Origin of the sequence: Thermoactinomyces sp. CICC 10523 (assembly GCF_016055105.1) — a bacterium.
GTDB lineage: Bacteria > Bacillota > Bacilli > Thermoactinomycetales > Thermoactinomycetaceae > Thermoactinomyces_A > Thermoactinomyces_A daqus.
Genome location: NZ_JAECVX010000012.1, coordinates 51,760 through 77,688, shown reverse-complemented (window position 1 = coordinate 77,688; position 25,929 = coordinate 51,760). Strand labels below are relative to the sequence as shown.

Genomic DNA, 25,929 nt, shown 5'->3' with positions numbered 1-25,929 from the left:
CGAGGGAAGACGCCCGAAGAAAAAGACTAGTGGATTGTTTCGTATTTGTCCTCCCACCGAGAGAAAAAACCTGTATTATCTCAAGCCCAAAGGAATGGCATATGTGCCAAAGCGCTGAATCAGCCGAAAAAGAAGAAGTGGGTACATTATGAAGGATTGCTGAACATTTATACACGGTTAATCGTTAAACAGGGGTATTGACGGTAACCCTATTTTCTTAAAGCATATTGCTTTTGTTTTTGGTTTGTATTAATTTTGTTTAATGGGGTGAGTAAAAGTGGATATCCATATCCGAATCGATGGTGAAATTGTTGATTTATTGGCTTTATCGGATGAAGAATATGCATTTTACCAAAAGTGTTTGCTGGCTTTCCGGCAGAACATTCCATATGATGAATATCTGAAAATCATCCAGGAGCAAGACAGTATTCTTTTAAAAAATACTCCAATAAAAAAAGCCTATCAAAAACCATTGGGGAAAGCTGTGCTCGATCTCGGGGATCGCTTGGCTATTCAGCAAGGATTAAAGCAACCACCCGCAGAATATGTTAATAACGATCCATGTCAAGAGGAAGAATATATTAGCGCCAGCGAGGCTGCCAGGATCAAAGGGATGAAACAACCTTCCATTGTTGCGGCATGCCAAAAAGGAAAAATCGCTGCGCATAAAGGATCGAATGGTCGTTGGCATATTAGCGTAAGATCACTTCAAAGGTATGAGGTGAACAAAACGCGACAAGCCAACCGTTTGGGAAAGACCATAAATAAATTATCCCATGAATAATTGGGGTGATTTATTTTGATCTTTCTGATCGGATTTTACTGGTGACGGCACGCCGTTGTATTTGGTGAGATCAGCGAGAAAATAAATCAACCGACTCCTTAACGCATCGGGAGTCGGTTGATTTTATGTTAAGAGTACAATCTTCTTTTTAAGCTCCCGTTTTCGTTGTTAGATACGGGGGGCTAAGAAAGTTCGAAAATAAGATCAACTAATCCATTATATAAACTTGTTTGCTTAACAAACCAAACCTGACCATCAAAACAAAGCCACCCAAGTGATCACTTCCCGAAACATCACTCCATCTAATTTGAAAACTTCCCTTGGTGCCAAGAACTCCAAAGCCAACATGCGCTTACAGATAAAAGGATGGCCAGGATTATCCATGCAAACTGATAAGAACCCTGCCAATCAACCAGCAGTCCAAAAACAAGCGGAGCTGTGATTATCGCAATCTGATTCAGCGTCAGTGCATAACTCACTGTCAGACCAATCGCATATCGGCTGGATTTTTCCGCTATTTCCACGATAAATAAGCTGTACCAACCAATCCCGAAAAAGCCCAGCCAGGCGCAAAGGATGAATAATGCCCAGACAGGTGAATCATGAGGTAAAACAACCAAAGCCAACAATCCGATTACCGATGAACATATGGACAACATCAACGGGCGAATGCGATCTCCTGTCCAAAGCTTGTCACTTAGCCAGGCCAGCAGGATGCGGCCAACCATTCCTGACAATAAGCAAACGGACAGCATTTGCCCGGCAGACACGAGCGTGATTTGTTTCATTGTACTTTTTAGGAAAATCATCAAGTGGGCGACCAGGACGATTTGCAGGGAGACAAGGATAAAACCGGAAAACAGCAGCGGATACAACTGCTTTTGTCGGCATAACTTCTTTATTTCGCCCCAGAAACGGTAATTTTCGATGGATTTTTTGTTGGATGCAAATGGTTCACGGTAGAAAAAAAGGAAGGCCAGACCACCAGCAATTGCAAAAATCGCTTGCATTCCGACTGCAACCGGCCAATCATAGCGGCTACTGAGTACAGGAATAACCCAACCGGCCAGGGCCCCGCCAATCGGGATGCCAGATTGGCGGATTCCCATGGCAAACCCTCTTTCAGTCGAATCGAACCATTTGATGACAACTTTGCTGCCGCCGGGCTGCGCTGTTCCGTAATGGATGCCGACCAAAAACAAAAGGAAGAGCAAAGTTCCGTAACTGTTCAGAAAGGAAGCAAATCCAACAGTGAGCCCGAGCAGCACCGAACCGATTCCGGTAATCCATCGTTCTCCATACTGGTCCAACGCGCGGCCGATCAACAGCATTGACAAGAGTGGTCCAATATTGACAACGGAAACAAGCAAACCTGCCTGTGTTTGCGACAGAGAAAATTTGAGTTGCCAAATGGCGGCTAAAGGCCCGACACCATAAGTGACAAATGTGGCGGATGCCTGGGCCCAGGTAGCCAAACCTAAAACAACCCAACGATAATTCTTTTGTTTAACAGTCTGATTGCAAATAAAGATCCCTCCTTTTTATTTGAAGTCTAAATTAATTCTGATATCATGTAAAATAATGAATTTAGATATCGTGAATCAATATTTTTGATAGTGAGGTGAAGGCGGTGGATTTTCGTGACCTGCAATTTTTTCAGGCCGTGGCACGTCATAAGAGTGTAACGAAGGCAGCCGAAGAACTTAACTACGTGCAATCCAACGTTACCACCCGTATCACCCGGCTGGAGAGGGAGTTGAAGACGTCGTTGTTTTATCGTAACGGGAAAGGAATGACCTTAACCCCCAGCGGAAGAATTTTGATTCATTATGCAGACCGGATTTTGCAATTGATGAACGAGGCAAGAAATGCTTTTCTTGCACCACAAGGTCCGTTGAAACTGGGTTCCACCGAATCAACGGCAGCCGTTTATCTTCCATCATTGTTAAAGGCGTATCACCAAAGCTATCCGGATGTGGATCTATCGTTGACAACGGGTTCCTCGGAACAATTGATCGAACAGGTTCTTCATTATGAGTTGGATGGCGCTTTTGTTGTCGGTCCCGTAAATCATGCAGACTTAAGGTCTTCAGTCTTTGTGGAAGAGGAATTGGTATTGATCACGGCTCCTCATCATGAACAAATCCGGTCTGCCGGCGACCTTCAAGACCAGACCATTTTGGTATATAACGCAGGTTGCTGCTATCGGGCAAAACTGGAGGAATGGCTGAGAGCAGAGGGAATCCGTCCGGTCAAGCGGATGGAATTCAGTACATTGGACGGACTGTTGGGCTGTGTCAAAGCCGGCCTTGGCGTCGCTTTGGTTGCTCATTCATTCGCACGGGAAGATCGCAGCGGGCAAATCAAACTGCATTCCATGCCTGATGCTTACAAACATGCGACCACGTTTTTTATCCGGCGAAACGATATGCAACCAACACCTGCTTTAACACACTTTATGGAACTGATTGATGCTTTCGCGGATGAAAAAAGAAGAGTTACAGAAGATTAACAATGTATACGGCATGGAATACATTGTTTTTGGTTAGCGGACAATGGTATGACACCTGGGGGGCATGGGCACGGTCGCAGGGATTCCGCTTGGATTGATCGCTGCCAAACATTAATAGCAAATGGAAGAATGAAAAAGACTATCTCGAAAGAAGAGGTAGTCTTTTTCTTCGCTTTGCCCCCCTGTTTCAGGGATTCGCAAAAAAAGGGCAAAAATAATACTTGTGTTAAGTGTATTAAGTGATATAATACACTTAAGAAAGCTGATGCTTCTGAAACGGAGGGGGGCCTATGGAAGAAAGGCAGGTTGGCTCGTTCCGCTTTCAACTGGATTTAAGCCAACCGATCTATGAGCAAATCCTGCAGCAAATTCGAAGTCTCATCGCCAAGGGAAAGGTCAACCCCGGTGAGAAAATTCCTTCAGTTCGAGAAATGGCAAAGGCTCTGAGGGTAAATCCGAACACGGTTATGCGCGCTTATCAGGAACTGGAACGAGACGGACTGACAGAAAAGCATCGCGGACAAGGAACTTTTATTACCACCTCAAGCGAGCGGATCGCCCGGTTTCGGAGAGAGCTGATGGAACAATATATTGAAGAATTTTTTGCGCAAATGGAAAGCCTCGGGTTTACGTGGACTGAACTGGAGTCTGCCATTTATGAACGATACAAAAAGCAAAAAGGAGGAGACACATGACTGCAGTTGCGGTTCAATGCGAACGGTTGACGAAGAGATATGGAAAAGATACAGCTCTCAAGGAATGCTCCTTGTCGATTGCTTCCAATCAGGTAACCGGAATCCTGGGGCCGAACGGGTCGGGTAAGTCCACGCTGTTTCGGATCATTGCCGGACTGGTTCGTCCGGATGAAGGTCAAATAGAGGTTTTGGGTCAATCTCCCGGTTGGAAGATGAACCATCAACTCGCCTATCTGCCGGACAGGGCACGGTGGTATCCGGAACATACCGCCTCCGATGCCTTTGAATGGGGACGGCAAGTGCTCCCCGGATTTCGGATCGATCAGGCAAAGAAGTTGGCTGAATGGATGGAGATCGACCATGGAAAACGGGTGAAAGAAATGTCACGTGGTCAAGAAGCACGACTGATGCTCGTTCTTTGTCTCGCCCGCGAGGTTCCGTTGGTAGTCCTGGATGAACCATTTGCCGGAATTGACGTTATCTCCCGTGAGCAGATTGTCGAGGCTCTCATCGAGCATCTCAGCAACAGGGAGCAGACCATACTGATCAGCACCCATGAGTTGTATGAGGTGGAGGGACTGTTTGATTACGCGGTTTTTTTAAAAAACGGGCAAACGGTACTGGCCGATGAAGCGGATGAGCTGCGAAGAAAATATGGAACCATGCACGATATCTTCAGGAAACTGTACCGGTAACAAAAGGAGGGATACATGTTGCCAAAAGGGAGTTTATTTTGGTTTCTCGTCAGACATGAATATCGAATCGGATCGGCAATCAGACGTGGGAAGAATGAGGAGGACCAACGTCGCCGGCGAAATCAGTGGGTGATTTTCTTGCCGTTGATGATGCTGGTCTGGATTGTCCTTACGACATATTCCGCCATGCACGGAAAATTCAATATGGAAAATGCCTGGTTTTATACGATGGGCCTTCCATGGGCAATGTTTCCGGTCGGAGCAGGGGCGATTAAAAATGAGTGGCGCAACAAAACGGAAGGCTGGTGGCTCTCTCTGCCCTATTCCCGTTTTAAATTGATCGCTGCCAAATTCGTTGCGGCATGGCTTAAAGTGTTGATAATGTTGGCAGGAACCTATCTGCTTGCTTTTCTTTATGCCGTTTATATGGCATTCATCATCGGACACTTTCACTTTCATTTTCAATCAGTTGCTGTATTTATGATGATCGGGATGGCATGGTACAGTCTTTTGCTCAGCTTAAGTCCCTTGCTTGTCTCACTTGGCATTTTAAGGGGAGTCCTTCGGTATACCAATCTCCGGACACTCCATTTCACGATGACCGTCCTCACCGTTTTTGCCGCCATTTTATTCTATTATGCCATCGGAACGTTTTTTGGAAACAGCAACATCTATTTAATGTTTACCGGGCTTGGCACGTTTGATCTGTCTCCATATTTTTTTGCAGCAGCAGTGATTATCCTGATCGCGATCTTTTCTTCCTACTTTGTTCTTCGCTGCTCTGCCTCAATTTTGGAGAGAAAACTTGATATATAGAGAAGCTGAATGGAGAGGGATACGATGATTCAAATTGCGCATCTGAAGAAGAGATATGGGAATAAGCAAGCGTTGGACGGGATCAGCTTATCGATCCCGTCAGGAATTTGTTTTGGCTTAATCGGCCCCAATGGTGCGGGAAAATCAACTTTGATGAAGATTCTCTGTGGTGTTCTGGAAGAATATGAAGGCGAAGTCAGCATGAATGGCATTGACATTCGTGAACGAAAAGCAGAATTAAAAAGGAAAATCGGCTATGTTCCCCAGGATATCGTATTGCACGAGACATTGACCGCCCGGGACAATCTGATGTTTTTCGGATCAATGTACAGGATGAAGGGAAATGAACTGCGACAGCGGGTCGACGAAGTTCTCCGGCTCGTCGGATTGGCTGAGCGGGGAAATGATCCAGTAAAATCATTCTCCGGCGGGATGAAACGCCGGATTAATATCGGGTGCGCTTTAATGCACAATCCGGACTTCATCATCATGGATGAACCGACCGTCGGGGTTGACCCGCAATCGCGGAACTATATTTTTGAGATGATTTATGCGTTGAAAGAGGATAAAAAGACTATTCTTTATTCCAGCCATTACATGGAGGAAGTAGAAGCGATCTGTGAGGAAATCGCGTTGGTGGATAACGGGAAAGTGCTGGAGAGCGGCGACATTGCCGGTTTAATCGACAAATATTCCACTGCCGGCGTTTATCTTGAAGCAGACGGGGTGTCCGCGGAATCGCTGCAAAACTTCGGCGAAGTTCTGGCTAAAAAGGATGGCTGGCTCATTTGCTCCGAAGATCCATTGGGCGTGATGAATCAACTCGCTCTTTGGTTAAAACAGCAGGAGATATCAGTGGGCCGTCTTGAGCTTTCCAAAATGACATTGGAAGATATATTCCTGTCCTTGACGGGAAAAAGTTTGCGGGATTAGGAGTGACAAGAACATGGTCAAAGCCTTAATCAAAAAAGAAATCAAGCGTATGTTGAAGGACAGGGGTACCTTTGTGTGGATCTTCATTATACCGATTGTGTTTATCGTGATCTTTGCTACCATCTTTAATAATCAAAACTATACCTTTAAAGTTTATTATCAGGATCTGGATCACTCAACGATGTCCGGAGCTTTTGTCAAAGCGATGGAAAACGTGAAAGGGTTTAAGCTGTTCAAGGAAACCGACAAGCAAAAAGCGATCAAAGATATCCGAAACGGCGATATCTCCACTTTCATCGTTATTCCGAAAGGGTTTGAAGAAAAGATCAAAGCCGGAAAACAAACTCAGATTGATTTTTATTATGCCGGCAGCCAGGATGCCCAACAAGAGGTGGAGCCGGTAAAAACCGTGGTCAACTCGGTCGTCCAATCCTATAAAGATAACAAAATAAAATCGTATGTCATCCAAACCACAAATGGAAACAAAAATCTGGAACAGGCGATTCTTTCTCCGCCCGTCACCATCGATGCCAAGGAGCAACTGGTGAAAAAGGTGAATGCGGTCACCCAGTTTGTTCCTGGTTATACGGTGATGTTCGCGTTTTACACAATAATCAGCCTGGCGCGAACGCTGATGCGCGAACGCGAAGGCGGGATGCTTTCACGCCTGTTAAGCACGCCGATGAATCGCCTTCAGTATCTCATCGGGATCTGGATTCCCAATTTTCTGCTTGTTTGTGTGCAGATCCTGGTCCTGTTCACTTTTGGCCACTTGGTGTACGGATTGGAAATCGGAAATGCACCGGCGCTGATCGTACTCTCCTTGTCTCTGGCGTTAACCACAACGGCCATCGGATTATTGATCACCTTCCTGTTTAAAAATGAACAAATGGTGATGGCCTGTACGCAGATTCTCGCTTTGGCTGGAGCTGCATTGGGAGGGCTGTGGTTCCCGATCAATCTCTTGCCCGGTTTTCTTCAGAAAGCTGCAAAGGTGTTTCCGCAGTATTGGGCGCAAAAAGGATACCTGGATATTTTGCTTCATGGCGGTCAACTGGCGGAGATCGGCTGGTCCGTCGGCATCCTTCTCACCATTGCCGTCATAGGCTTGTGCGGAGCAATGCTGAGTTATAAAAATTTCCTTAAAGGTGCCACGCATTAAGGCGGAAACAAGTGATGGATTGAGGGGGTCAGATGATCCCCTCATTTTTTAGTAAAAACGACTGAAAGAGATCGAACAATGCCACCCAATACTGGAAGAAACAGTTTTAGCTCAGGCGGAAATTTCCGTTTGCGTAATATTTGTAAAACTAATTTAATTTGGATGTAAAAGAATTTTAATTTTCTTTTGTTTAAATTTAATTGAAACGTTATTTTTTCAAGCCATAAAAGAGGAGAGAGATCCCATGTGCGGAATCGTCGGTTGGATTGACTGGAAAAGGGATTTGAGCAGTGAGAGGGCCACGATAGAAGCGATGACAAAAACACTTTACTGGCGCGGTCCGGATCAGCAAGCGGTATGGGTTTCTCCCACAGCTGCCATCGGTCACCGCCGTCTCATTGTGATCGACCCGGATGGCGGGGTTCAACCGATGGTATACGAGGAATCGCGGGGACGGGTGGTTCTCGCCTATAATGGGGAAATTTATAATTTTCAAGAGTTGCGTCAAGAATTACAGTCTCTTGGCCATCGGTTTAAGACTCGTTCCGATACGGAAGTGGTATTGCGGGGCTATCTGCAATGGGGAGAGGAATTACCCAAAAAATTAAACGGGATTTTTGCCTTTGCTGTCTGGGATGAAAGAAACAGAGAACTGTTATTGGTCAGAGACCATCTCGGAGTCAAACCGCTTTTTTATGCTCAAATCGGGGAGTCCGTTTTTTTCGCTTCGGAAATGAAAGCACTTTTCGCGCATCCTGATATAAATCCGGAAGTGGATGCAGAAGGGTTGGCAGAACTCTTTGTAATGGGAGTGAGAACACCGGGACACGCGGTATATCGCGGGATCAAAGAAGTATTGCCCGGCCAGTTGATTCGTTTTACACAGCGGGGGAAACAGGAGAGCATTTATTGGGAGCTGCAAAGCAAACCGCATACCGATGATTTGAAAACAACCTATCTCCATATTCGCGAATTGCTGAGAGATACTGTGAAACGGCAGTTGGTGGCCGATATGCCGGTAGTTTCCCTGTTGTCCGGCGGGCTCGATTCCAGCGGGATCGCGGCCATTGCCGCCGAAGAATACCGGAAACAGGGAAAAGAGCCGCTGCGGACGTTTTCGGTTGATTTTGTGAACAGCGAACGGGATTTCAAGGAAAACCTGATGCATCGCAGTTTGGATACGCCTTGGGTAAAAAGGGTTTCCGAACATGCCAAAACGGATCATCAACTGGTCATTTTCAATGATGAAGATCTGATCCAACATTTAAGCATCAGTTACCGTGCCCGCGATTTGCCGGGATCGGGAAATATGGATACATCCCTCTATTTGCTGTTTAAAGAGATGAAGAAATCTGCAACTGTCGCCCTTTCCGGGGAATCTGCCGATGAAGTGTTCGGGGGATATATCTGGTTTCACATGAAGGAAATGGTGGAAGCGGATACATTCCCCTGGGCGGCTGTTATCTCGCATCAAGATGAGCCTTTCTCTTATTTATCCGAAGAGATGAAAAAGGCGATCCGTCCCGAGGAGCACATCAGGACACGGTATTTGGAAGCGCTGCAAAAGGTTCCGCGGCTGGACGGGGAGGAAAAAGAGGAGGCGCGGATGCGCGAAGTTCTTTACTTGAACCAGAAATATTTTCTCCTGATGCTGCTGGAACGAAAAGACCGCATGAGTATGGCAACCGGTCTGGAAGTGCGGGTGCCGTTCTGTGATTATCGGTTGGTCGAATATGTGTGGAACATTCCATGGAAAATGAAATGTGTGGATGAGATTGAAAAAGGCATTTTGCGTCGCGCCTTTGCAGATGTACTCCCGCATGATGTTCTGTATCGGCGGAAAAGCCCGTATCCTTCCACGTACAGTCCCACTTATCTGCAATTGATCCGCGACCGCCTGAGCGCCATTTTAAATGATGCCCATTCTCCCCTTCTTCCGCTTGTCTCCACTTCGAAATTACGTGATTTTCTGAAAGGGATTCAGGGGCAGGAAGTTTCCTTTCAACTTCTCAGCTTTATTGAACGCTTGATCCAGATCGATTCCTGGATGCGCGAATATAAAGTAAAGGTTGTGCTTTAATCGAAGACGAGGCTTGGCGGGATATGAGGAGCCAAGCCTCTTTTCTCTGATTTTTCCCGGTCCGCTTGAATAAGATTTAGGATTTCACCTTCCGATAGCCTTTGTAAAAATAATATGTATTATTGTACTATTGCTATAGGGGAAAGAGACAGACCGTAACAAAAAAGACGTCTCCGCGGGGGAAACGTCTTTTGCGCACTATTCCTTCCATTTGATATTGCAACCGAGACTCGGCTTCTGTTTTACAGTGACCGGTTCATTGTTCAGAATTTGATCCAGAGCGCCGCGAATCGATTCGCCTGTGACCGGGATTTCATTGCCCGGGCGGGAGTCATCCAGTTGTCCGCGGTACACGCATTTCAAATTCTTGTCAAAGATATAGAAGTCTGGAGTGCATGCAGCTTGGTATGCTTTGGCGACTTCCTGTGTTTCATCAAAGAGATAGGGAAACGGATACTTGAATTCTTCGGCCACTTCCTTCATCTTTTCCGGAGAGTCGTCGGGATATTTTACCGCATCGTTGGAATTGATCGCAATAAAGGAGATCCCTTTGGAGATATAGTCGTTAGCCAAACGAACCAGTTCTGGTTGCACATGCTTGACAAACGGGCAATGATTGCAAATAAACATGATCACTGTGGCAATATCCGATTTTTGTTCAGTCAATGAAACGTTTTTGCCTGAGATGACATCAGGCAGGGAAAACAAGGGGGCGTCGGCGCCGAGGGGAAACATATTGGACTCCGTACGGGCCATAATCAAACTCCTTTCTTTTTGCATTATTATACCAAAAGGACGAGCGTTCCTTAACCCCTGACAATTCTTAATGGAGCGGAGGAAGATGGTATGTGGGCGGATACAGAACTGAGTAAAATGCTGAAGATTGACTATCCGATTATTCAGGCGCCGATGGCAGGCGGACCGACAACTCCCGAGTTGGTGGCCGCTGTTTCCAACGCGGGCGGGTTGGGCTCTCTCGGAGCAGGATATCTAACACCAAAGCAGATACGAGAAGCAATTCGGGATATTAGAAATCGAACCAACCGACCTTTTGCGGTCAACTTGTTCATACCCGGGCCGGTCGAAGTGAACCCGGAGCAAATTTCCCGCGTGAATCAATATCTAGCTCCCTACCGGGAACAACGGGGGATGGAGCCGGAACCGAAAGTGAAGACGTTTGCGGAATCGTTCGAGGAACAAGTGAACATCGTTTTGGAAGAGGAAGTGCCGGTATTCAGTTTCACTTTTGGTCTCCTTTCCAAGAAACTGATCAGGATGATGAAAGAGAAAGGAATCATTCTCATCGGAACAGCGACCACGGTTCGGGAAGCGGTGCAATTACGGGAAAGCGGAGTGGATGCCATTGTGGCCCAGGGAAGTGAGGCCGGCGGTCACCGGGGAACCTTTGCCGGTTCGTACCGGCAGGCGCTGATCGGAACCATGGCATTGGTGCCGCAAATCGTTGATCAGGTTGACATTCCCGTCATCGCGGCCGGGGGAATTGCTGATAGCCGGGGCATTGTTGCCAGTTTGGCTTTGGGGGCGGCCGGAGTGCAGCTGGGTACCGCATTTTTGCCCTGTGTGGAAAGCGGGGCCCACGTTCAGCATAAGAAGATGATTTTAAACAGCACCGAAGAAAGCACAGTGGTAACCCGGTCTTTGACGGGAAAAGCCGCTCGCGGGATCAGGAATACGATGGTGGAAGTAATGGAGAAGCTGGATGAACAGGACATTCCCGATTATCCGGTTCTCAACGGTTTGACACGGGATTTGCGACAGGAAGCGGCACGGCAAAACAACCCCGAATGGATGTCTTTATGGGCCGGGCAGGCAACGCGCCTTTGTTCTTCTGTAACCGCCGGCGAATTGATGGAAAAGCTTGTTTCCGGGGTGACAACGATTTTAAGGCAGCTAAAGGATGAATGACAGGGACAAACCCGATTTCAACAGAAAGGAAGAGGGGATCTCAATGCTGAATTTTGCCCTTACAGAAGAGCAGGAAGCCGTCCGGAAGTTAGTACGCTCATTTGTTGACAGGGAAATCAACCCCTTTATTCGGGAATGGGATGCCAAAGGGCATTTTGAAACCTCTGTAATCGAGCGATTGGCCGAATTGTCATTAATGGGGGTTTGCATTCCCGAAAAGTACGGCGGAGCGGGCATGGATTATAACACATTGGCGATTGTTTGTGATGAGCTGGAACGGGGGGACACCGCTTTCCGCACCGCCGTATCGGTTCACACGGGACTGAACAGCATGACGATTCTCCAATGGGGAACCGAGTTGCAAAAACAAAAGTATTTGGTGCCGCAAGCGCGAGGGGAGAAGATTGGCGCTTTCGGTCTAACAGAACCCAATGCCGGATCGGATGTTGCCGCCATGGTGACCACGGCAAAGCGGGCGGGAGACGAATATATCCTGAACGGACAGAAGACATGGATTTCGCTTTGTGATATCGCCGATCATTTTCTGATCTTCGCCAAAACCGATCCCGACAAGAAACATCGGGGAATCAGCTGCTTTATCGTTGAACGGACGTTCCCCGGCGTGACAACCCGCGCGATCAAAGGGAAATTGGGGATTCGGGCCGGCAATACCGGCGAAGTGTTTTTGGAGGAGGTTCGGGTGCCGGTGGAAAATCGGCTGGGCGAAGAGGGAGAAGGGTTTAAAATCGCCATGTCAGCTTTGGACAATGGCCGTTTCACGGTGGCTGCCGGAGCATGCGGCCTGATTAACGCCTGTTTGGAGGCGAGCATCAAGTATTGCCATGAACGGAAAACCTTTGGCAAGGAAATCGGCAAACACCAATTGGTCCAACAAATGATTGCCAAAATGTCCGCCAATCTGGAAATATCCCGCTTGCTCGTCTACCGGGCCGGCTGGTTAAAAAATCAGGGGAAGCGCAACACGCGGGAAACCTCATTGGCCAAGTGGATTGCTTGTGATGCTGCCTTTGAAGCGGCCAACGATGCCGTGCAAATCCACGGGGCATACGGTTATTCCAATGAATATCCGGTGGAGCGCTACTTGCGCAATGCAAAAACTCCTGTCATTTATGAAGGAACACGGGAGATTCACACCCTGATGCAAGGAGAATATGCGCTCGGGTATCGTGTGGACAAGCCTTTGCGCAAGATGCTTCCCCCTTGGCCATTTAACGAATAAGAACAAAAAGACAGCTTCCCGCCGCCGTTTACGAACTGTACCACCCGGAAAGCGTGTAAATACGGAAGATGCGAGAAAAGAAGAACAGCCCGATTCACCCGAAAAAACTAAACACACTTCGATTCCAATTTTATAAATAGGAAAAAAATTATGCTATAATAAAAAAATAAGGGAAGTGGACAACCATAAACACAGAGGAGATGAATGGTGTGCCACTTATAAAGGGCAGAAAACCGGTGAGAGTGATTCGGGTTGTTGATGGAGACACAATCAAGGTAAAAATAGACGGAAGAGTGGAACGGGTGCGCTTCTTGTATGTCGATACCCCGGAGTTGAACGCTGTCAATCTGCTGGAGCATTTCAAAGCGTTGGAAGCTAAAAGGTATATTGTCAGCCAGTTGAAGAAGGCGAAACAGGTCTACATCGAACAAGGAAAGCTTAACCGCGACCAATACGGACGTCTGCTGGCGCATGTTTATGTCGATGACCAGCATTTGCAAAAATTGCTTTTGCGAAAAGGTTTGGCCAAGTGTGTCTTCCCCAAAAAAGCGCGGGGCATCAAAGAAGAGATCAAGGTTTTGGATGAATTTAAACGAATCGAAGAGAAAGCCAAACAAGAGAATCGGGGAATATGGCAATACGAACAAGCTGGTGGCACGATGATCAACCGCGTCCGCAAAATCCGAAATTGATTTGCATCCTACGTCCTTTGGTGATGTAGGATTTTTTATTTTGCTTTGCAGCCGTGGCCGGCATCTCATAAAGGTAGATAATCCGGCATATCAATCAAAAAAAGAAAGGTCTGAGGAACAGGGGTGAGTCGAATGGACAGAGTGGGAAAAAGCGATTTTGTCAGCGGTTTTGTTCCCAATCACAACCACGGTTCGGTTGATTATACGTCCGTTGATGCCGGTCATGTTCATCAATGTTTGGATGTTTCCTCCCCGCCAATTCCGACAAAGGACGGGAGCCACATTCACTATACGGAAGGTTATGTTGTCTTTGAAAGTGGTCACATGCATTATTACAAGGCTTATTCCGGACCGGCCATCCCGGTGGGAAATGGTATGCATGTTCATTATTATGATTTTTATACATCGGAGGATGCCGGACATCGGCACCGGGTCAGGGGAGTGGATCAACCGGCTCCGGGAACCAAATAGCACGCCTTTGCGTTTAAAAGAAAAAGCTCCTGGATTTCCGCCAGGAACTTTTTTGTGCACTCTGTACCATCATTTCCTCATCCCGGTAAAGATGAGAATCGCGTCTCTTAAAAATTCGGTCATGCCAGGCTGCTTTTCATAGTATGCCTTGAAGCGCTCATCATCCACATACATTTGGGCAAGGCCGGCGTGTGCTTCCCTGCTGTAATCGCTCCAGTGGAACGTCAGCCAACGTTTATGCAGCGCCGCCGTTTTTTGCGCAAGTTCGCCAGCCGGATCACCAGTGGCAAATGCCTTGGCCAGCGTCGACTGAATTTCCTCTTCCAGCCGGGTCATCGCTTCAAATTCTTCTCTGGTCATGTTTTTCAGTTTTTCATTGGAGCGATCCACGGCTTCATCGCCGTATTTGGCACGAATTTCTTCACCATATTTGGCTTCGTTCTCGTCAATCATCTGCTGTTTCAAACCTTCAAATTTCTCCTGATCAGTCATGATGATTCTCCCTTCCATGGAGGCAATGGTTTTTTCCACATTGACAATCAGCATATCCAACCGCTTTCTTTTGTCAAGCAGTTGCCGTCGGTGTGCCCGCAATGCTTCCAGTCCGTCATAGTCAGGGGAAGTGACGATCTCTTTGATTACCTCAAGACGGACTCCCAGCTCTTTGTAGAACAGGATTTGCTGCAAGCGGTCAACTTCCGCATGACCGTAGATCCTGTAACCTGAGGAGTTGTATCTGGCCGGCTTCAGAATTCCGATCTCATCATAATACCGAAGCGTTCTGGCACTGATTCCTGCCAGACAGGCCAGTTTCTGTACCGTGTATTCCATGTGTTCACCCCCTGTGCTATTACTGTACACCTTTCCGTTTGCGTAAAGGTCAATCCTTTTTTTCTTCAATAAAATTGACCATATAAATAAAAAAATCTAAAATGAAAAAGGATAGTTTATCTTGGCTCTGGTGATTGCGATCTCGTGGACTTCAATTAACCGGAATATAATCGGTAAGGGTTTCTTTCTAAAATCATATACAATATCAAAAGCTCTGCAGTGGAGAAAGCGTTGTCCAAAAGGAGGATTTTATGCGTACAATTACAGACATCATGAATTATCGGGTTCATTTTACTCCGGGATTAGAAGCGCTGGTGGATCGCGGGAAACGATATACTTACCAGGAGTACAATCACAGAGTCAATCAAATGGCCCATTATTTGTTGGAATTAAAGGTGAAAAAGGGAGATCGCATCGCTATCCTGTGTAAGAACAATTATTTGTTTCCGGTTATTGTTCTTGCTACGATGAAATTGGGGGCAATTGCCGTTCCGCTGAATTGGCGACTGAATCCCAATGAGCTGGAATACATCTTAAGGGATAGTAAACCTGCAGTCGTCTTTTATGACAAGGAATTCTCTTTCTTGCTTTCCGAAGCCAAAAAACCAGATCTCCAGTTTACGGAGATCCGAGCAGAATCCGGCATAGATGGCCTTCTTTCTCTCGAAACCCTATTACATAACCGTCCTGTTGACGAACCTGATGTTGTGCTCCACGAAGATGATCCGGCAACCATTATTTATACTTCCGGCACTACCGGCAATCCAAAGGGCGTGGTCACCAGCCACAAAAGCTGGATTTTCAGTGTGATTGCCACTGCAAATGCATTGGAATGGCGTTTTCGCGACCGCTATCTCGCAGCTGCCCCGCTGTTTCATGTTAGCGGAATCATCATTACATTGGGCGCGATTTATCAAGGGATGACTATTGTCTTTATGGAAGATTTCGACCCTTCAAAAATATGGGAATTAATCGAGGCGGAGAGAATCGCCACCATGTTCGCCGTTCCGACGATGTTCATCTATATGCTGCCTGAACTGATGAGGAGCCAGAAAGAGATTACTTCCCTGCGAAACTTTATCGTGGGGGGATCGCCGGTTCCGAGAAAACTGATTGAACAATACGATCTTTACGGATATGAGATCACACAAGTCTACGGGTGCACGGAATGTACAGGCCTGTTTTCCGTCTGGCATCCCCATATGGGCATGGAAAAATGCATCTCATCCGGGAAGACCATTTTGGGAGGTGAACTCAAGATTATAAATCCCGAAACCGGTCAAGAAGTGCCCACTGGTGAAGTAGGAGAAATTTTGATCAGAGGGCCGCAGCTTTTCATGGGATACTGGAATAACCCGGAAGCTACGAGAAAAGCACTGAGGGATGGATGGTTCTGTACCGGAGATGCGGGAAAAGTTGATGAAGATGGCTTCTTATACGTTTTGGATCGATACAAGGATATGATCATCTGCGGAGGAACCAATATTTATCCTGCCCAGGTCGAAGGTGTGATCAAAGAGCTGGACGATGTTCTGGAAGTGGCTCTGATCGGGATTCCTCATGCAGTTTGGGGAGAAATTCCACGGGCATATATCGTCAAAAAACCCGGCTCCAATTTGACGGAAGCAGACGTGTTATATCACTGCCACCAAAAATTGGCCAATTATAAAGTATCGGAAGTGGTATTTATCGATTCACTTCCAAAAAACAACGTAGGAAAAGTGTTAAAGCGGGTATTAAGAGAGCAAGCGATCAAGCAAGGATGAAAATGTCTCACCCCCTCTCATTGCAAACGGGAGGGGGTTTTTTATTCCCGATTTCCGCAAACAATTTTTATAAAGCGCTTGACCCTTACCTTGGAGGAGGGATTAATGTATTAATCGAGGAGGAGAAATATGTTGTATACCGGGGGAAGTCCGAGATACGTGTAAAATATATAGTTACAAATGGGGAAAGTTAGAAAAAGCCGATTCCTGGTAAAGGAACGGCTTTATTTCATATTGGCCAATTATTTATAGATATCACTTGCTCTAGTACTCTTTGACTACCTTATAAAATGAGTTCTTTTTCAGCCCGAGTAACCGCATGAATTCAACGGCTGTAATCTATTTGTTTTTCCATCTCGAATAGTGAGAGGCTAATAACTGGCGTTGCTCAAGGGACAGCGTCTGTAAATTGAACTTGGGTCTCCCTAAATGTTTACCTTGAGCTTTTGCAAGCGAAACATAAGAATAGTTTTTTATTAAAGGGACTTTTTAGAATGATTATCGAAAAAAGTACTATCAAATCAGATGAATCTGATTCGAGAGGGTGAGGGAATGAAAAGCTCTGAACAACGTTTGGATTTTTGTTTGCAACCTGTGGGAGAAGTGTCCCAGGCGTTTCAGTTTTTGGGTGTACAGACGTTCCAGGAAGCCTCCTGTTATTTGCAGACGTTGCCGTACGGGCGGAATGCAGACCGGGTGGATGCGCGATCAGTCTTGCGCGAGGGGAAAGGGACATGTAGTACGAAGCACGCGCTGTTGGCCATGTTGGCGGAGGAAAACAACATTCCCGTCCGGTTGATGGTCGGCATTTATTTGATGAATAAGGCCAACACACCCGATGTTGGCGAGGTGTTAAAGAGATACGGCTTTGCGGTATTTGGATTTCACGCGTCTGACTGGTCAAACGGATGGGATCACCTTTCATTCCTGGCGGAAAAAGAGATTACACCCGAAGGAATTGGGGAGGAAAAGATACGGTTTCATCAAGATTATTTGAAACACTGGGTGACATCCTCAGGCGTGCCCATCAAGGACTGGAGAAAAGTGTGGGAGATACGTGAAGCGTGCATCGCCGCATTGACACACAATCGGAATGAACCTCCACCCTATCATCAAGCTAGGGGTAGATGTAGTGAACAAATAAACTTGACTACAGCATGAGGGGGGATTGACCTTAGCATCTATTGAGCGTACTGCATCTCCCCGGCACAAGCGTTCATACACCGAAAAGAGTTGGAACGGGTATACAAACCTTCGGGCGAAGAAGTTCGGTTTGTATACGAATTAACACGGGGCCCTAAATCCTTGCTAAGCGCAATGATTTTATTGAAGACTTCGCAACGGTTGGGCTATTTTCCTAAACTCGAAGAAGTGCCTGCTCAGATTGTCGATTATATCCGTGACCGAATGAAACTACCTCTTCTTTTGCTTTGATGGTGAAAGAAAAAACCTCTCCCTCACATTGGAGCGAGAATCCATCGATAGGAGGAGCGAGTCGAAACATGGCTCGATTCAGAAATACGGGAGTCGGAACTTCTTCGTCAGTTTTGACAGCTCAAACGCTTATATTTTGATGGACCAAAGCCAGTAGCTCCAACCCCATAATCATTTTCGGTACTTTTTTCAGCCTGATTTCCACCTATTTCCGAAATGGCGGCAAATTGCTCTATGCTCCCTCTACCCCTTATAGGGGTGAAGGTAGGCAGTTTTGGTATGATCTTACCAATAAATAGGATTTGACATGACACTAATCGGTGTCCTATAATGAATACGACACCAAATGGTGTCTAATTAATCGGTGTCATTTTAGGAAATGATTATAAGGGGGAGGTGATTTGAACGAAAAAAGGTCAAATGCGGGACGTTTTTGCCGCCGTTGCTGATCCAACTCGGCGTAAACTGCTTCGTCTGTTAGCAGATGCGGAAGAATTGCCTCTTCATGAATTAACGATTCATTTTCAAATGGGGCGTACAGCGGTTTCCAAACATTTGGCTATCCTTAAAGACGCCGGTCTCGTAACCGACCGAAGAGTTGGTAGGGAAACGCGGTATCGGTTGAATGCCGCTCCATTGAGAGAAATTCAGGATTGGGTATCTTTTTACGAGAAATTCTGGAAAGAAAGAATTGTGCTTTTAAAGGATTTACTACAAGAGGATTCAGGAGGAACAAAAATGAAACCAGATGTTTCACTAGATTTTCATTTTAAAAGTTCAATCGAGCAGGTGTGGTTTGCCTTAACAGATTCGGATACTCTCGCGAAATGGATAGGGATGGATAATGATTTTAAACCGGTCGTTGGGCATAAATTTCAGTTTCGGACCGAGCCAACAGAATGGTGGAATGGAATTATAGATTGCGAAGTACTCGAAGTGGACGAGCCTCAGAAGTTATCTTACACTTGGGTAAGCGGTTCGGAAAATACAACGGTTACATGGACTTTGAAAAAAGCTCCGGACGGTACTACCCATCTGCATCTTGAACAAACTGGATTCAAAAATGAACAAGCGAAAAACGGAGCGATTCATGGTTGGCAGAGAATGCTTGACCAGCTCGAAAAAGTGTTGGCATAACTGTGCGGGCGCTCATCAAATCACCCCCAACTTGATATGGGGATCAATCACGTAACCATTAAGGTCGCAAAATCTACACATCTTGAGGAACTATTAGCGAAGATGTTCGCATGGTGCGAGCTTTATAGATTGAGGTGAATTTTATGAATTTAGGATTTAACTTTTATTTAGTCTTGGATGGAAATGGACAAGAAGCTGTTAATTTCTATGAAAACACATTGGATGCAGAAATTGTTACAGTTGTTCTTGATGATGCGAAGGAACGTGTACAACATGCACATTTAAAAGTGGGTAATACGGATTTTATGCTTTCAGACGAATTACCACCAAATAAAATAAAATCATCTCAGGTGACCCTATACATGCCGTTGAAGGATGCAGAAAAAGCAAAAGAAGTATTTGGTGGTCAAATAGTTTCGCCGATGCAAGAAACTCCCTGGAGCCCAGCACATGGAGTAGTAACAGACAGATTCGGCGTAACTTGGATCCTCAACACACGTAACTAATCATATAAATATAGCCTAGAATTTATGAGGCGATTGCTCTCCAGCTAATATCGGAAGCGATCGCCTCATTGTTTTGGAGCATTTATCATTGAACACTTGAGTCTTAGATGGCGTTTTATTGGGTAAATGGTGGCCAAAATCGACGGATGCTCCTTCTACCCCTACCCCATCAGGAGGAGCGAATTCGGGAATAAAAAACTTTACAGAATATGTATTCTGTCAACAAAATTTATCCGAACCCATTGAATTTACTTTACAGAATACGATGTAATGAAGGCAAAATTAACTTTTACAGAATACATAACCGATGAGGTGATCATGATCAACTACTTAGACCAATTTGAAACTTGGCTCAAACAAGAAGGAAAGGGTTTCCTATCTCCGACCCGTCGACTCTTCGAGAAATGGTATATGGAAACCAATCGTGTCGATTTCATCCCAAAAGACATTACGATCTTGGATGTCCAAGATTGGAAGCAACACATGCAAACCAACGAAAAATTGAAACCGGCCACCATCAATAAGCGAATTTCCTCCCTGAAAGTTTATTGGTCCTTTCTCATTGATACGGGTCTGGCTCCGGTTGATATCACGAAAAAGGTGAAAACCAAGCGCTCCTCTCAGGTCAACGAGGCTCCGCGCTGGTTAGAACGAAGAGAAGTGGCCAAAATTCTTCATTCTGTCGAAAGCGTCAAAAACGAATGGAAACGCAAGCGATAAAGCGACGATCATGATCTTGTTAAGAGCGAGCCTGCGGATCAGCGAAGTGAAAGATTTGGATTTGATGACGGTGGACGAAAGATATTGGTCACTGCCGGAAAAGGTGGTAAATGTCGCATGGTCTCCATGAATCCCGATTTGATTACCGCTTATAAGGAATGGATCGAGCAGCGCGGCCAGCTCGTAACCGACCGCCTCTTTGTTACCCGCAAAGGCGCGCCGATTACACGCCAGGGGATCCATGACCAATTAAAAAAATACTTCCTTGTCTTGGATGACAAAGAAGTATCTGCCCATTGCTTGCGCCATACCTTCTGCAAAAGCTTAATTGATCAAGGCGTGGATATTCAAAATGTGGCTGCGCTCGCCGGTCATGAATCCATCGAAACGACCCGGCGCTATACGACACCATCGAAAAGAGAGCTAAGAAAAGCCGTTGAGCTTATTAGTGAAGAACGGATGTAAACCACAAGTTATTAGCCGACACGGGTAACCCCTTAAATGATGAATAAATAATTGTGCCGGTTCCAAGCCATTACCCTGAAATACACAAAGAGCTACCCGAGAAGGGAAGCTCTTTTTCATGTATAAAAACAGGGGTCTAGGAGCCTTCAAGTGGTTTTTAGCTTTAATTCCAGCTTTCCATCAAAGGCGCTGAGGCGGTTCTTGTAAATCGATTACGTAATCACCAAATCGCTTGATATGTTCTGTTAGATAAGGGCTGAGTGCACTCAGATCGTCTGGGTCTATGTAATAACCTTCTCGCCTTAATTGACATGCAATTGGATTAAAGCAACCATTATCGAGTAAAAATTGTATGGGTAGATGTTCACATTGGTAGAAAAGAAGATTTAAGAGAGGGGTGCTATAATATAACCTGATCCTCTAAGTTTCTCCATAAGTGATGCGCTTCCCTGGCAATATGTTCTAATAAATCTGGCGGTGAAGTTGTAACAGCAGCACATCGTTTGATTAGATCGTCTAATTCCAATTTAAATGCTTCGAGATCTTTAGCTTCTTTAATAACCATTTGGTTGAAGTTGTGTAAAACCGGTAACACCTCATTACGTGGACGGCGTATCATTGTTCTGAGTGCATTTGCTTGGAGAAATAGGTTTTCAAATTTTTTTGTCATTTGTCTAACCCGATCATGAAGTTCATAATTTGATGTATCTAAATAATGGCTTATAAAGCTAAGATGATCCGCCATTTGCCTCAACCAAAAGTAATTTTCATGTATGGTTGCGTCGGCTGGTGAAACTCGCTTACCAGTCTGTAGTAATTTAAAGACTGACACAGTCTCTTCTGCTTCCCGTATCATATGATCGAGAAGTGATTGTGGAGTTGAAATAATGACTTCACACCGTAAAGCTTTATCCAGCGTATAGGTGAGTAAACTGTGAAATTCATGTGTCGCATGTTGAGCTTCATTAATCAAAGTTCCGACATCCGCTTTTTTTGATTTTGCTTTTTCCAATATCGTTCCCAAATGCTGAATCATATACTGGTTCGTACGGGCTAGTTCCACTTCATAATGGCTTATTTCTCTATCAAAAAATCGACCGTGATCAAAATTGTTTTGTACCCAAAAAGCTATTATCCCATAGATGTCTCTTTCATAATTATCCGTATAGGACATAGTCCCACCCCATTCTTGTTAGTAACTAATCATATGATTATGTAAGGCATTTGCCGCCATATGCCCAAAAAATGAAAAAAACGACTAGGGCGTGTCTGGTGAATCACTAATTGAGCCAAATCATCAGGGAAATCAAGCCGATGGCAGCAAAAAAAGTAAGCTACCCGTTTTTCATAACGAGTGGCGAAGCCGCGCCATTGTTTCAGACGATTAATACAGCCTTCAATCACGTTTCGACTTTTTTGGACCGGCGTTCAGCCTGATCCCTACGTTCCGGGATTGATGAGGAATGCCCCGTTTAAGCAGAAGAAGTCGACAGGACGGATAGCTGTAACCACGGTCCGCAATGAGATGATCCGGCCTCTTACGAGGCCTTCCTTTTCCGAAACTGGGAACACAGATCGAGTCGAGCAAAGCTTGCAATTGGGTGCAATCATGTTGCTGACCCGGAGTGAGGGTAAAAGCAAGCGGACAACCTTTCCCGTCACAAGCGAGGTGAATTTTTGTCGTCAGATCTTCACGGCTTCGTCCGAGTGCCTCATTTTGGAAGCGAGGATCCCCCTTTTTTTGGCGCGCCTGCGGCTGCTGATGAGCTCGGACAATGGTGCTGTCGACGAAAACAAGCCAATCCACATCAGAAACGGCATGACAGTAGGTTTGGACATGCTTGAGCTAGCGATCTCATGTTCCACCTTTTTCCAATGCGTATTTAAGTGCTTCAGCTGTTTTTTGCGCAAAAGTTATGGGATTTTCTACAGATTGCCAATGGATAAACATCATCCGAGGTTTGTCAAACAGCCAATGATTATGCAAAGCCGTTACTAGAATATTTCGTTTTCGTAATGCGGAGATAAAACGGTTGACGTCTTTTTGTAAAATATGAGTTTCCCCAAGATTTAAAGCTCGCCCATTTTTATCGATCGATTCAAAGGAAAATAAAGCTGCCAATGTCAAAGGCGATTTAGACCGACGACCTTCAATGGTAACATGATGGGGGATAATCCGGGTTACGGTACAAACACCATTGACAATTTGAGGAGTTCCGCCAAGTATGGCTGCAAATCTTTTACAAACAGGACCTACTGTTTTCACCTCATAACCTCCTTTTACAATAAGGGTACAAATTAAGATATGAATTAAAATAAAATTGTGAAACTGCTATCCAACTAGGGCGTGTCTGGTATGTCAGATCCGGCTATATAGGGACTGCCCAAATTCATTAGATTACTGAGATTTTCGAGCAGGTCTTCTCTAATTGTTGAACTATAAGGGGTTAATCCGAGGTAAATCCAAATCTGGCCACATTAATTCTGCGTCACTTTTTGATCCATATGTCACTTTTAGAGCACTTTTGTGCTTATTGTATATGAGTGGGAAAATTTTTTTCATGATTTTTGTTCGTTATGTCACTTTTGGCTCATTCGGTCCCCATATATAAAATGAGGGAATTTTTTTGCTCATTATGTCCTTTTTCATTTATTCACTGTGCATAAATAGTGAACGGATTTTTTCGCGATTTTATGCGCGCACACCCCTGTTAGCGTCGTGTAATAGTAATGAGAGGACGTCCAATTGCGGGCGTCCTTTTTTCTATCCAAAGGATTGATTTGATGCGACAACCGGTGACTTGGGAACAGTTAAGCGTATCTTGGCCATCATCTCCATTGTTGTTGAGCTAATGAAATAAGATGCCCGAAATACTTGGGCAGCTACAAAAAACCTCTCCCCCACATTGGAGCGAGAATCCATTGATAGGAGGGGAATGTTCCTTCCACAAGGAAAGGAAAATCGATTTTTTTCGTCTCCGGCTGTGCGAAATGCTCCTCCCGCCGGTAATGTATAATGTACGGACAAAACGAAGGGGGCGATACCATGGTGAACAAGTATATCACCCGGGAGCAAGTGATGGTGATGATTGGACTAGCCCAGATTTTGATCGAACTGTTGAAGAGATAGAGGGAAGCCGCCGATGACTGGAGAACCCCCTAAAAAGGAGGCTGCCCAATCGCTTGGGTAGCCTTATGGTTTCGGGGTGATTTGGTTCTGACGCTTCATCCCTTTATTCGAAATTTTGATTCATTTTTTGATCATCCTATGATAAAATGTCAAGGAGATGGAAGCAAATTTCGCTTCTTTTTCTTGAAACGAAAAGTTGCGCTAAACTCTACGATGCGTTCTTATCCCATCTCGACAGGAGGAAATGAGTCCAAAAACGATTCAGACCTATCGAACGATTCTTACCGATGTGGAATCGTATGTAATCAAATCCAAAGGGAAAGTGCTTTTATCCTATATCCATTGATTTTTGGACCGATATCTTCCTAGACCGCGTTTCCATCCCACGAATAACGTCTGCTCTCTGGGTGGTTCTTTTGTTTATTTCAAACAAAAACTGTCATGACAAACGAATAGCCACAACCCAGACATGAAAATGTTTCCATGTTGAATTTCCAGACCATACTTGTTAACACCAAGTCAGAGAAGAACTACGCGCTCTTTTATAGTGGTTCGACCCTGGAACAAAAACTGTATAAATTCACTCAGCGGACAACCCTATGTCGACATCGAATGGTAAATGCGATGATCACGGACAGAAAAATGGTATTATTTTTCGAGTGAATTTCCAGACTTGGAACTATCAAGACAAGGAGAAGTGAATATTCACAAAAACACGAATTAACATCGTGGTGGCTTTTTATTGCCTTTTTCAAGTTAAAGCGGCTTCTGCGAAGGATTTAAAAAAGAGGTGTGCTGATTTATTTTCACAGAAAAAAAGCCATCCTTATGGACGGCTGATGAGCTGGCTATCATGGGGCTCCATTAAAGATACGTCGCATCATCGTATACGGTCTCTTTCCCCTGTATACTAATGATCTAGTTCATCATATGATGATTTCCCTTTGGGTGTGACAGAATGCTGACACCCAGCACCAATCGTTAACCAAAAACATATAATATTAGAAAGAGTTTTACTTCCATCTACTTCCCCGCTTTTACTCCATCCTTTTTCATTTCTTCCCCTACCCTAAATCAAACTTCCTTTTGTTCTATGAAAGGAGGTGATCGGTATGTGTTTCAGAAGAAGACACCGTCGTTGCTTCCGATTCTGTTGCCCGCGCCGCCGTCATCATCGCCGCCACCACCGTCGTCACCACCGCCGCCATCGCCATGAGTGCTAATAACTGTAAGGAAACGCTGTACTAAATAATACAAAGGGTTACTGACCCTCCAATAAAGAAAATACTGTCTTTCATTTATCAATTTGTTCTTACTACAAGGTCAGTAACCCTATTACATAAAATATTTTGTTCCTAATTTTCGTGGGCTGCCTACAGCGGTTGAACCTTAATTTTCTCGATTGAGATACTCCTTCAAGATTTCGCTGCATTCGACCTTGATCCACTCATTCAGGAACTTCATTTCCTGCCTATATCCTTTGTACTTGTAGGCTACATAGCGATACTCCGGTTCCTGTTTGATCTCGATGATTTCCCCTGGCGATCTTCTGAAATACCCCCTTCCGTCATGTCCTTTTCGGCGGTGAAAGCATTATTGCTGATAATCATCCGGAAGAGCAAGAAAAGGTGATTAAGTACAATGATCTTGTTGCAAACGCAATTATTCTTCAGAATGTAGTGGACTTAACAGCCATGTTACGGGGGTTGACCAGAGACGGATACGGAATCGAAAGTGAAGCCGTGGCTACTTTGAGTCCTTACATGACCAGTCACATTAAGCGCTTTGGTGACTATGTAATTGACATGGACAATGCACCTGAGCCCCCAGAACCACAATTAATCCTGCCAACTAGCATTGTGGAATAGCAAGTCATAAACTAACCAGCTCCCTTAACGTGAAACAGGCAAGGGAGCTGGTGTTATTGTGGTTTG

Annotated in this window: 25 protein-coding genes and 4 pseudogenes; 21 read left to right on the top strand and 8 right to left on the bottom strand. The window is 45.2% G+C overall.

The annotated features are described in order from the left end of the window. Positions 1–277 precede the first annotated feature (277 nt). Positions 278–784, top strand: a complete 507-nt coding sequence (locus I8U19_RS14110; RefSeq protein ID WP_198056248.1) for a MerR family transcriptional regulator — start codon at positions 278–280, stop codon at positions 782–784. A gap of 302 nt (positions 785–1,086) precedes the next feature. On the opposite strand, the gene I8U19_RS14105 is transcribed toward I8U19_RS14110, so the two are convergent. Continuing rightward, entirely contained in the window at positions 1,087–2,259 is a 1,173-nt protein-coding gene (locus I8U19_RS14105) for an MFS transporter (protein WP_232337282.1), read from the bottom strand. Positions 2,260–2,414: 155 nt separating this feature from the next. Here I8U19_RS14105 and I8U19_RS14100 point away from each other — a divergent pair, with 155 nt between their 5' ends. The 7 genes from I8U19_RS14100 to asnB all read left to right on the top strand — a co-directional run bounded on the left by I8U19_RS14100 (position 2,415) and on the right by asnB (position 9,677). Next, a complete protein-coding gene (locus I8U19_RS14100; RefSeq protein ID WP_198056247.1) occupies positions 2,415–3,296 on the top strand; it encodes a LysR family transcriptional regulator in 882 nt (293 codons plus the stop codon). Positions 3,297–3,586: 290 nt separating this feature from the next. Beyond that, complete coding sequence (locus tag I8U19_RS14095; protein ID WP_198056246.1) at positions 3,587–3,991, top strand: GntR family transcriptional regulator; 405 nt, start codon at positions 3,587–3,589, stop codon at positions 3,989–3,991. Next, positions 3,988–4,686 carry an ABC transporter ATP-binding protein gene (locus I8U19_RS14090; protein WP_198056245.1) on the top strand — a complete coding sequence of 233 codons (699 nt, stop codon included), beginning with the start codon at positions 3,988–3,990 and terminating at the stop codon, positions 4,684–4,686. Before I8U19_RS14095 ends, I8U19_RS14090 begins: the two co-directional genes overlap by 4 nt. Before the next feature lie 18 nt (positions 4,687–4,704). Beyond that, positions 4,705–5,502, top strand: coding sequence for an ABC transporter permease (locus I8U19_RS14085; RefSeq protein ID WP_198056244.1), 798 nt, complete (start codon positions 4,705–4,707; stop codon positions 5,500–5,502). A gap of 24 nt (positions 5,503–5,526) precedes the next feature. Next, positions 5,527–6,435 (top strand): ABC transporter ATP-binding protein, encoded by a 909-nt coding sequence (locus I8U19_RS14080; RefSeq protein ID WP_198056243.1) that lies wholly within the window; start codon positions 5,527–5,529, stop codon positions 6,433–6,435. A 13-nt stretch (positions 6,436–6,448) separates the two neighbouring features. Then, positions 6,449–7,597 (top strand): ABC transporter permease, encoded by a 1,149-nt coding sequence (locus I8U19_RS14075; protein ID WP_198056242.1) that lies wholly within the window; start codon positions 6,449–6,451, stop codon positions 7,595–7,597. Between the two features lie 244 nt (positions 7,598–7,841). Then, positions 7,842–9,677, top strand: coding sequence for an asparagine synthase (glutamine-hydrolyzing) (gene asnB / locus I8U19_RS14070; RefSeq protein ID WP_198056241.1), 1,836 nt, complete (start codon positions 7,842–7,844; stop codon positions 9,675–9,677). Positions 9,678–9,875: 198 nt separating this feature from the next. On the opposite strand, the gene I8U19_RS14065 is transcribed toward asnB, so the two are convergent. Beyond that, positions 9,876–10,433: a thioredoxin family protein gene (locus tag I8U19_RS14065; RefSeq protein ID WP_198056240.1), complete on the bottom strand. Its 558-nt coding sequence runs from the start codon at positions 10,431–10,433 to the stop codon at positions 9,876–9,878. Positions 10,434–10,523: 90 nt separating this feature from the next. Between I8U19_RS14065 and I8U19_RS14060 the strand changes: the two genes are divergently transcribed. The 4 genes from I8U19_RS14060 (at position 10,524) to I8U19_RS14045 (ending at position 14,006) form a co-directional block, all read left to right on the top strand. Continuing rightward, positions 10,524–11,603, top strand: a complete 1,080-nt coding sequence (locus tag I8U19_RS14060; protein ID WP_198056239.1) for an NAD(P)H-dependent flavin oxidoreductase — start codon at positions 10,524–10,526, stop codon at positions 11,601–11,603. 43 nt (positions 11,604–11,646) lie between these two features. Then, a complete protein-coding gene (locus I8U19_RS14055) occupies positions 11,647–12,843 on the top strand; it encodes an acyl-CoA dehydrogenase family protein (protein ID WP_370589784.1) in 1,197 nt (398 codons plus the stop codon). Between the two features lie 209 nt (positions 12,844–13,052). Continuing rightward, a complete protein-coding gene (locus I8U19_RS14050) occupies positions 13,053–13,535 on the top strand; it encodes a thermonuclease family protein (protein ID WP_198056238.1) in 483 nt (160 codons plus the stop codon). Positions 13,536–13,667: 132 nt separating this feature from the next. After that, positions 13,668–14,006 carry a YmaF family protein gene (locus I8U19_RS14045; protein ID WP_198056237.1) on the top strand — a complete coding sequence of 113 codons (339 nt, stop codon included), beginning with the start codon at positions 13,668–13,670 and terminating at the stop codon, positions 14,004–14,006. A 69-nt stretch (positions 14,007–14,075) separates the two neighbouring features. Here I8U19_RS14045 and I8U19_RS14040 read toward each other — a convergent pair whose 3' ends face one another. Continuing rightward, positions 14,076–14,837: a MerR family transcriptional regulator gene (locus I8U19_RS14040; RefSeq protein ID WP_198056236.1), complete on the bottom strand. Its 762-nt coding sequence runs from the start codon at positions 14,835–14,837 to the stop codon at positions 14,076–14,078. A 251-nt stretch (positions 14,838–15,088) separates the two neighbouring features. Here I8U19_RS14040 and I8U19_RS14035 point away from each other — a divergent pair, with 251 nt between their 5' ends. The 8 genes and pseudogenes from I8U19_RS14035 (at position 15,089) to I8U19_RS14005 (ending at position 20,865) form a co-directional block, all read left to right on the top strand. Further along, positions 15,089–16,603 carry a class I adenylate-forming enzyme family protein gene (locus I8U19_RS14035; RefSeq protein WP_198056235.1) on the top strand — a complete coding sequence of 505 codons (1,515 nt, stop codon included), beginning with the start codon at positions 15,089–15,091 and terminating at the stop codon, positions 16,601–16,603. 552 nt (positions 16,604–17,155) lie between these two features. Next, positions 17,156–17,764 (top strand): transglutaminase domain-containing protein, encoded by a 609-nt coding sequence (locus tag I8U19_RS14030; RefSeq protein ID WP_198056234.1) that lies wholly within the window; start codon positions 17,156–17,158, stop codon positions 17,762–17,764. 36 nt (positions 17,765–17,800) lie between these two features. Continuing rightward, positions 17,801–18,037: a DUF4158 domain-containing protein gene (locus I8U19_RS17735; protein ID WP_370589789.1), complete on the top strand. Its 237-nt coding sequence runs from the start codon at positions 17,801–17,803 to the stop codon at positions 18,035–18,037. A 420-nt stretch (positions 18,038–18,457) separates the two neighbouring features. Continuing rightward, positions 18,458–18,673 (top strand): annotated as a pseudogene (locus tag I8U19_RS17355) (ArsR/SmtB family transcription factor); the annotation flags it as partial. A 102-nt stretch (positions 18,674–18,775) separates the two neighbouring features. Next, complete coding sequence (locus I8U19_RS17350; RefSeq protein ID WP_232331141.1) at positions 18,776–19,174, top strand: SRPBCC family protein; 399 nt, start codon at positions 18,776–18,778, stop codon at positions 19,172–19,174. 143 nt (positions 19,175–19,317) lie between these two features. Then, positions 19,318–19,680: a VOC family protein gene (locus I8U19_RS14015; protein ID WP_198056231.1), complete on the top strand. Its 363-nt coding sequence runs from the start codon at positions 19,318–19,320 to the stop codon at positions 19,678–19,680. A gap of 270 nt (positions 19,681–19,950) precedes the next feature. Further along, complete coding sequence (locus tag I8U19_RS14010) at positions 19,951–20,400, top strand: site-specific integrase (protein ID WP_198056230.1); 450 nt, start codon at positions 19,951–19,953, stop codon at positions 20,398–20,400. Positions 20,401–20,484: 84 nt separating this feature from the next. Further along, on the top strand, positions 20,485–20,865 hold the full coding sequence (locus tag I8U19_RS14005) for a tyrosine-type recombinase/integrase (protein ID WP_198056229.1): 381 nt from the start codon (positions 20,485–20,487) through the stop codon (positions 20,863–20,865). 180 nt (positions 20,866–21,045) lie between these two features. Here I8U19_RS14005 and I8U19_RS17730 read toward each other — a convergent pair. The 5 genes and pseudogenes from I8U19_RS17730 to I8U19_RS17885 all read right to left on the bottom strand — a co-directional run. Beyond that, positions 21,046–21,183 (bottom strand): annotated as a pseudogene (locus tag I8U19_RS17730) (Tn3 family transposase); the annotation flags it as partial. Positions 21,184–21,265: 82 nt separating this feature from the next. Next, positions 21,266–22,039: a DUF2935 domain-containing protein gene (locus I8U19_RS13995; RefSeq protein ID WP_198056228.1), complete on the bottom strand. Its 774-nt coding sequence runs from the start codon at positions 22,037–22,039 to the stop codon at positions 21,266–21,268. 222 nt (positions 22,040–22,261) lie between these two features. After that, positions 22,262–22,672, bottom strand: a complete 411-nt coding sequence (locus I8U19_RS17725; protein WP_198056227.1) for a transposase — start codon at positions 22,670–22,672, stop codon at positions 22,262–22,264. A 48-nt stretch (positions 22,673–22,720) separates the two neighbouring features. After that, positions 22,721–23,131 (bottom strand): DUF1259 domain-containing protein, encoded by a 411-nt coding sequence (locus tag I8U19_RS13985; RefSeq protein ID WP_370589403.1) that lies wholly within the window; start codon positions 23,129–23,131, stop codon positions 22,721–22,723. 2,253 nt (positions 23,132–25,384) lie between these two features. After that, positions 25,385–25,546 (bottom strand): annotated as a pseudogene (locus I8U19_RS17885) (YhjD family protein); the annotation flags it as partial. Positions 25,547–25,572: 26 nt separating this feature from the next. Here I8U19_RS17885 and I8U19_RS17720 point away from each other — a divergent pair. After that, a pseudogene (locus I8U19_RS17720) lies at positions 25,573–25,863 on the top strand (Tn3 family transposase); the annotation flags it as partial. Positions 25,864–25,929 lie beyond the last annotated feature (66 nt).

Bases quoted from the DNA above. Each gene is read 5' to 3' on its own strand.
- I8U19_RS14095 (WP_198056246.1), top strand. From the start codon at position 3,587: ATGGAAGAAAGGCAGGTTGGCTCGTTCCGCTTTCAACTGGATTTAAGC.
- asnB (WP_198056241.1), top strand. From the start codon at position 7,842: ATGTGCGGAATCGTCGGTTGGATTGACTGGAAAAGGGATTTGAGCAGT.
- I8U19_RS14015 (WP_198056231.1), top strand. From the start codon at position 19,318: ATGAATTTAGGATTTAACTTTTATTTAGTCTTGGATGGAAATGGACAA.
- I8U19_RS14060 (WP_198056239.1), top strand. From the start codon at position 10,524: ATGTGGGCGGATACAGAACTGAGTAAAATGCTGAAGATTGACTATCCG.
- I8U19_RS14075 (WP_198056242.1), top strand. From the start codon at position 6,449: ATGGTCAAAGCCTTAATCAAAAAAGAAATCAAGCGTATGTTGAAGGAC.
- I8U19_RS17350 (WP_232331141.1), top strand. From the start codon at position 18,776: ATGAAACCAGATGTTTCACTAGATTTTCATTTTAAAAGTTCAATCGAG.
- I8U19_RS14055 (WP_370589784.1), top strand. From the start codon at position 11,647: ATGCTGAATTTTGCCCTTACAGAAGAGCAGGAAGCCGTCCGGAAGTTA.
- I8U19_RS13995 (WP_198056228.1), bottom strand. From the start codon at position 22,039: ATGTCCTATACGGATAATTATGAAAGAGACATCTATGGGATAATAGCT.
- I8U19_RS14030 (WP_198056234.1), top strand. From the start codon at position 17,156: ATGAAAAGCTCTGAACAACGTTTGGATTTTTGTTTGCAACCTGTGGGA.
- I8U19_RS14035 (WP_198056235.1), top strand. From the start codon at position 15,089: ATGCGTACAATTACAGACATCATGAATTATCGGGTTCATTTTACTCCG.
- I8U19_RS14010 (WP_198056230.1), top strand. From the start codon at position 19,951: ATGAAGGCAAAATTAACTTTTACAGAATACATAACCGATGAGGTGATC.
- I8U19_RS14080 (WP_198056243.1), top strand. From the start codon at position 5,527: ATGATTCAAATTGCGCATCTGAAGAAGAGATATGGGAATAAGCAAGCG.
- I8U19_RS14090 (WP_198056245.1), top strand. From the start codon at position 3,988: ATGACTGCAGTTGCGGTTCAATGCGAACGGTTGACGAAGAGATATGGA.
- I8U19_RS14040 (WP_198056236.1), bottom strand. From the start codon at position 14,837: ATGGAATACACGGTACAGAAACTGGCCTGTCTGGCAGGAATCAGTGCC.
- I8U19_RS14045 (WP_198056237.1), top strand. From the start codon at position 13,668: ATGGACAGAGTGGGAAAAAGCGATTTTGTCAGCGGTTTTGTTCCCAAT.
- I8U19_RS14065 (WP_198056240.1), bottom strand. From the start codon at position 10,433: ATGGCCCGTACGGAGTCCAATATGTTTCCCCTCGGCGCCGACGCCCCC.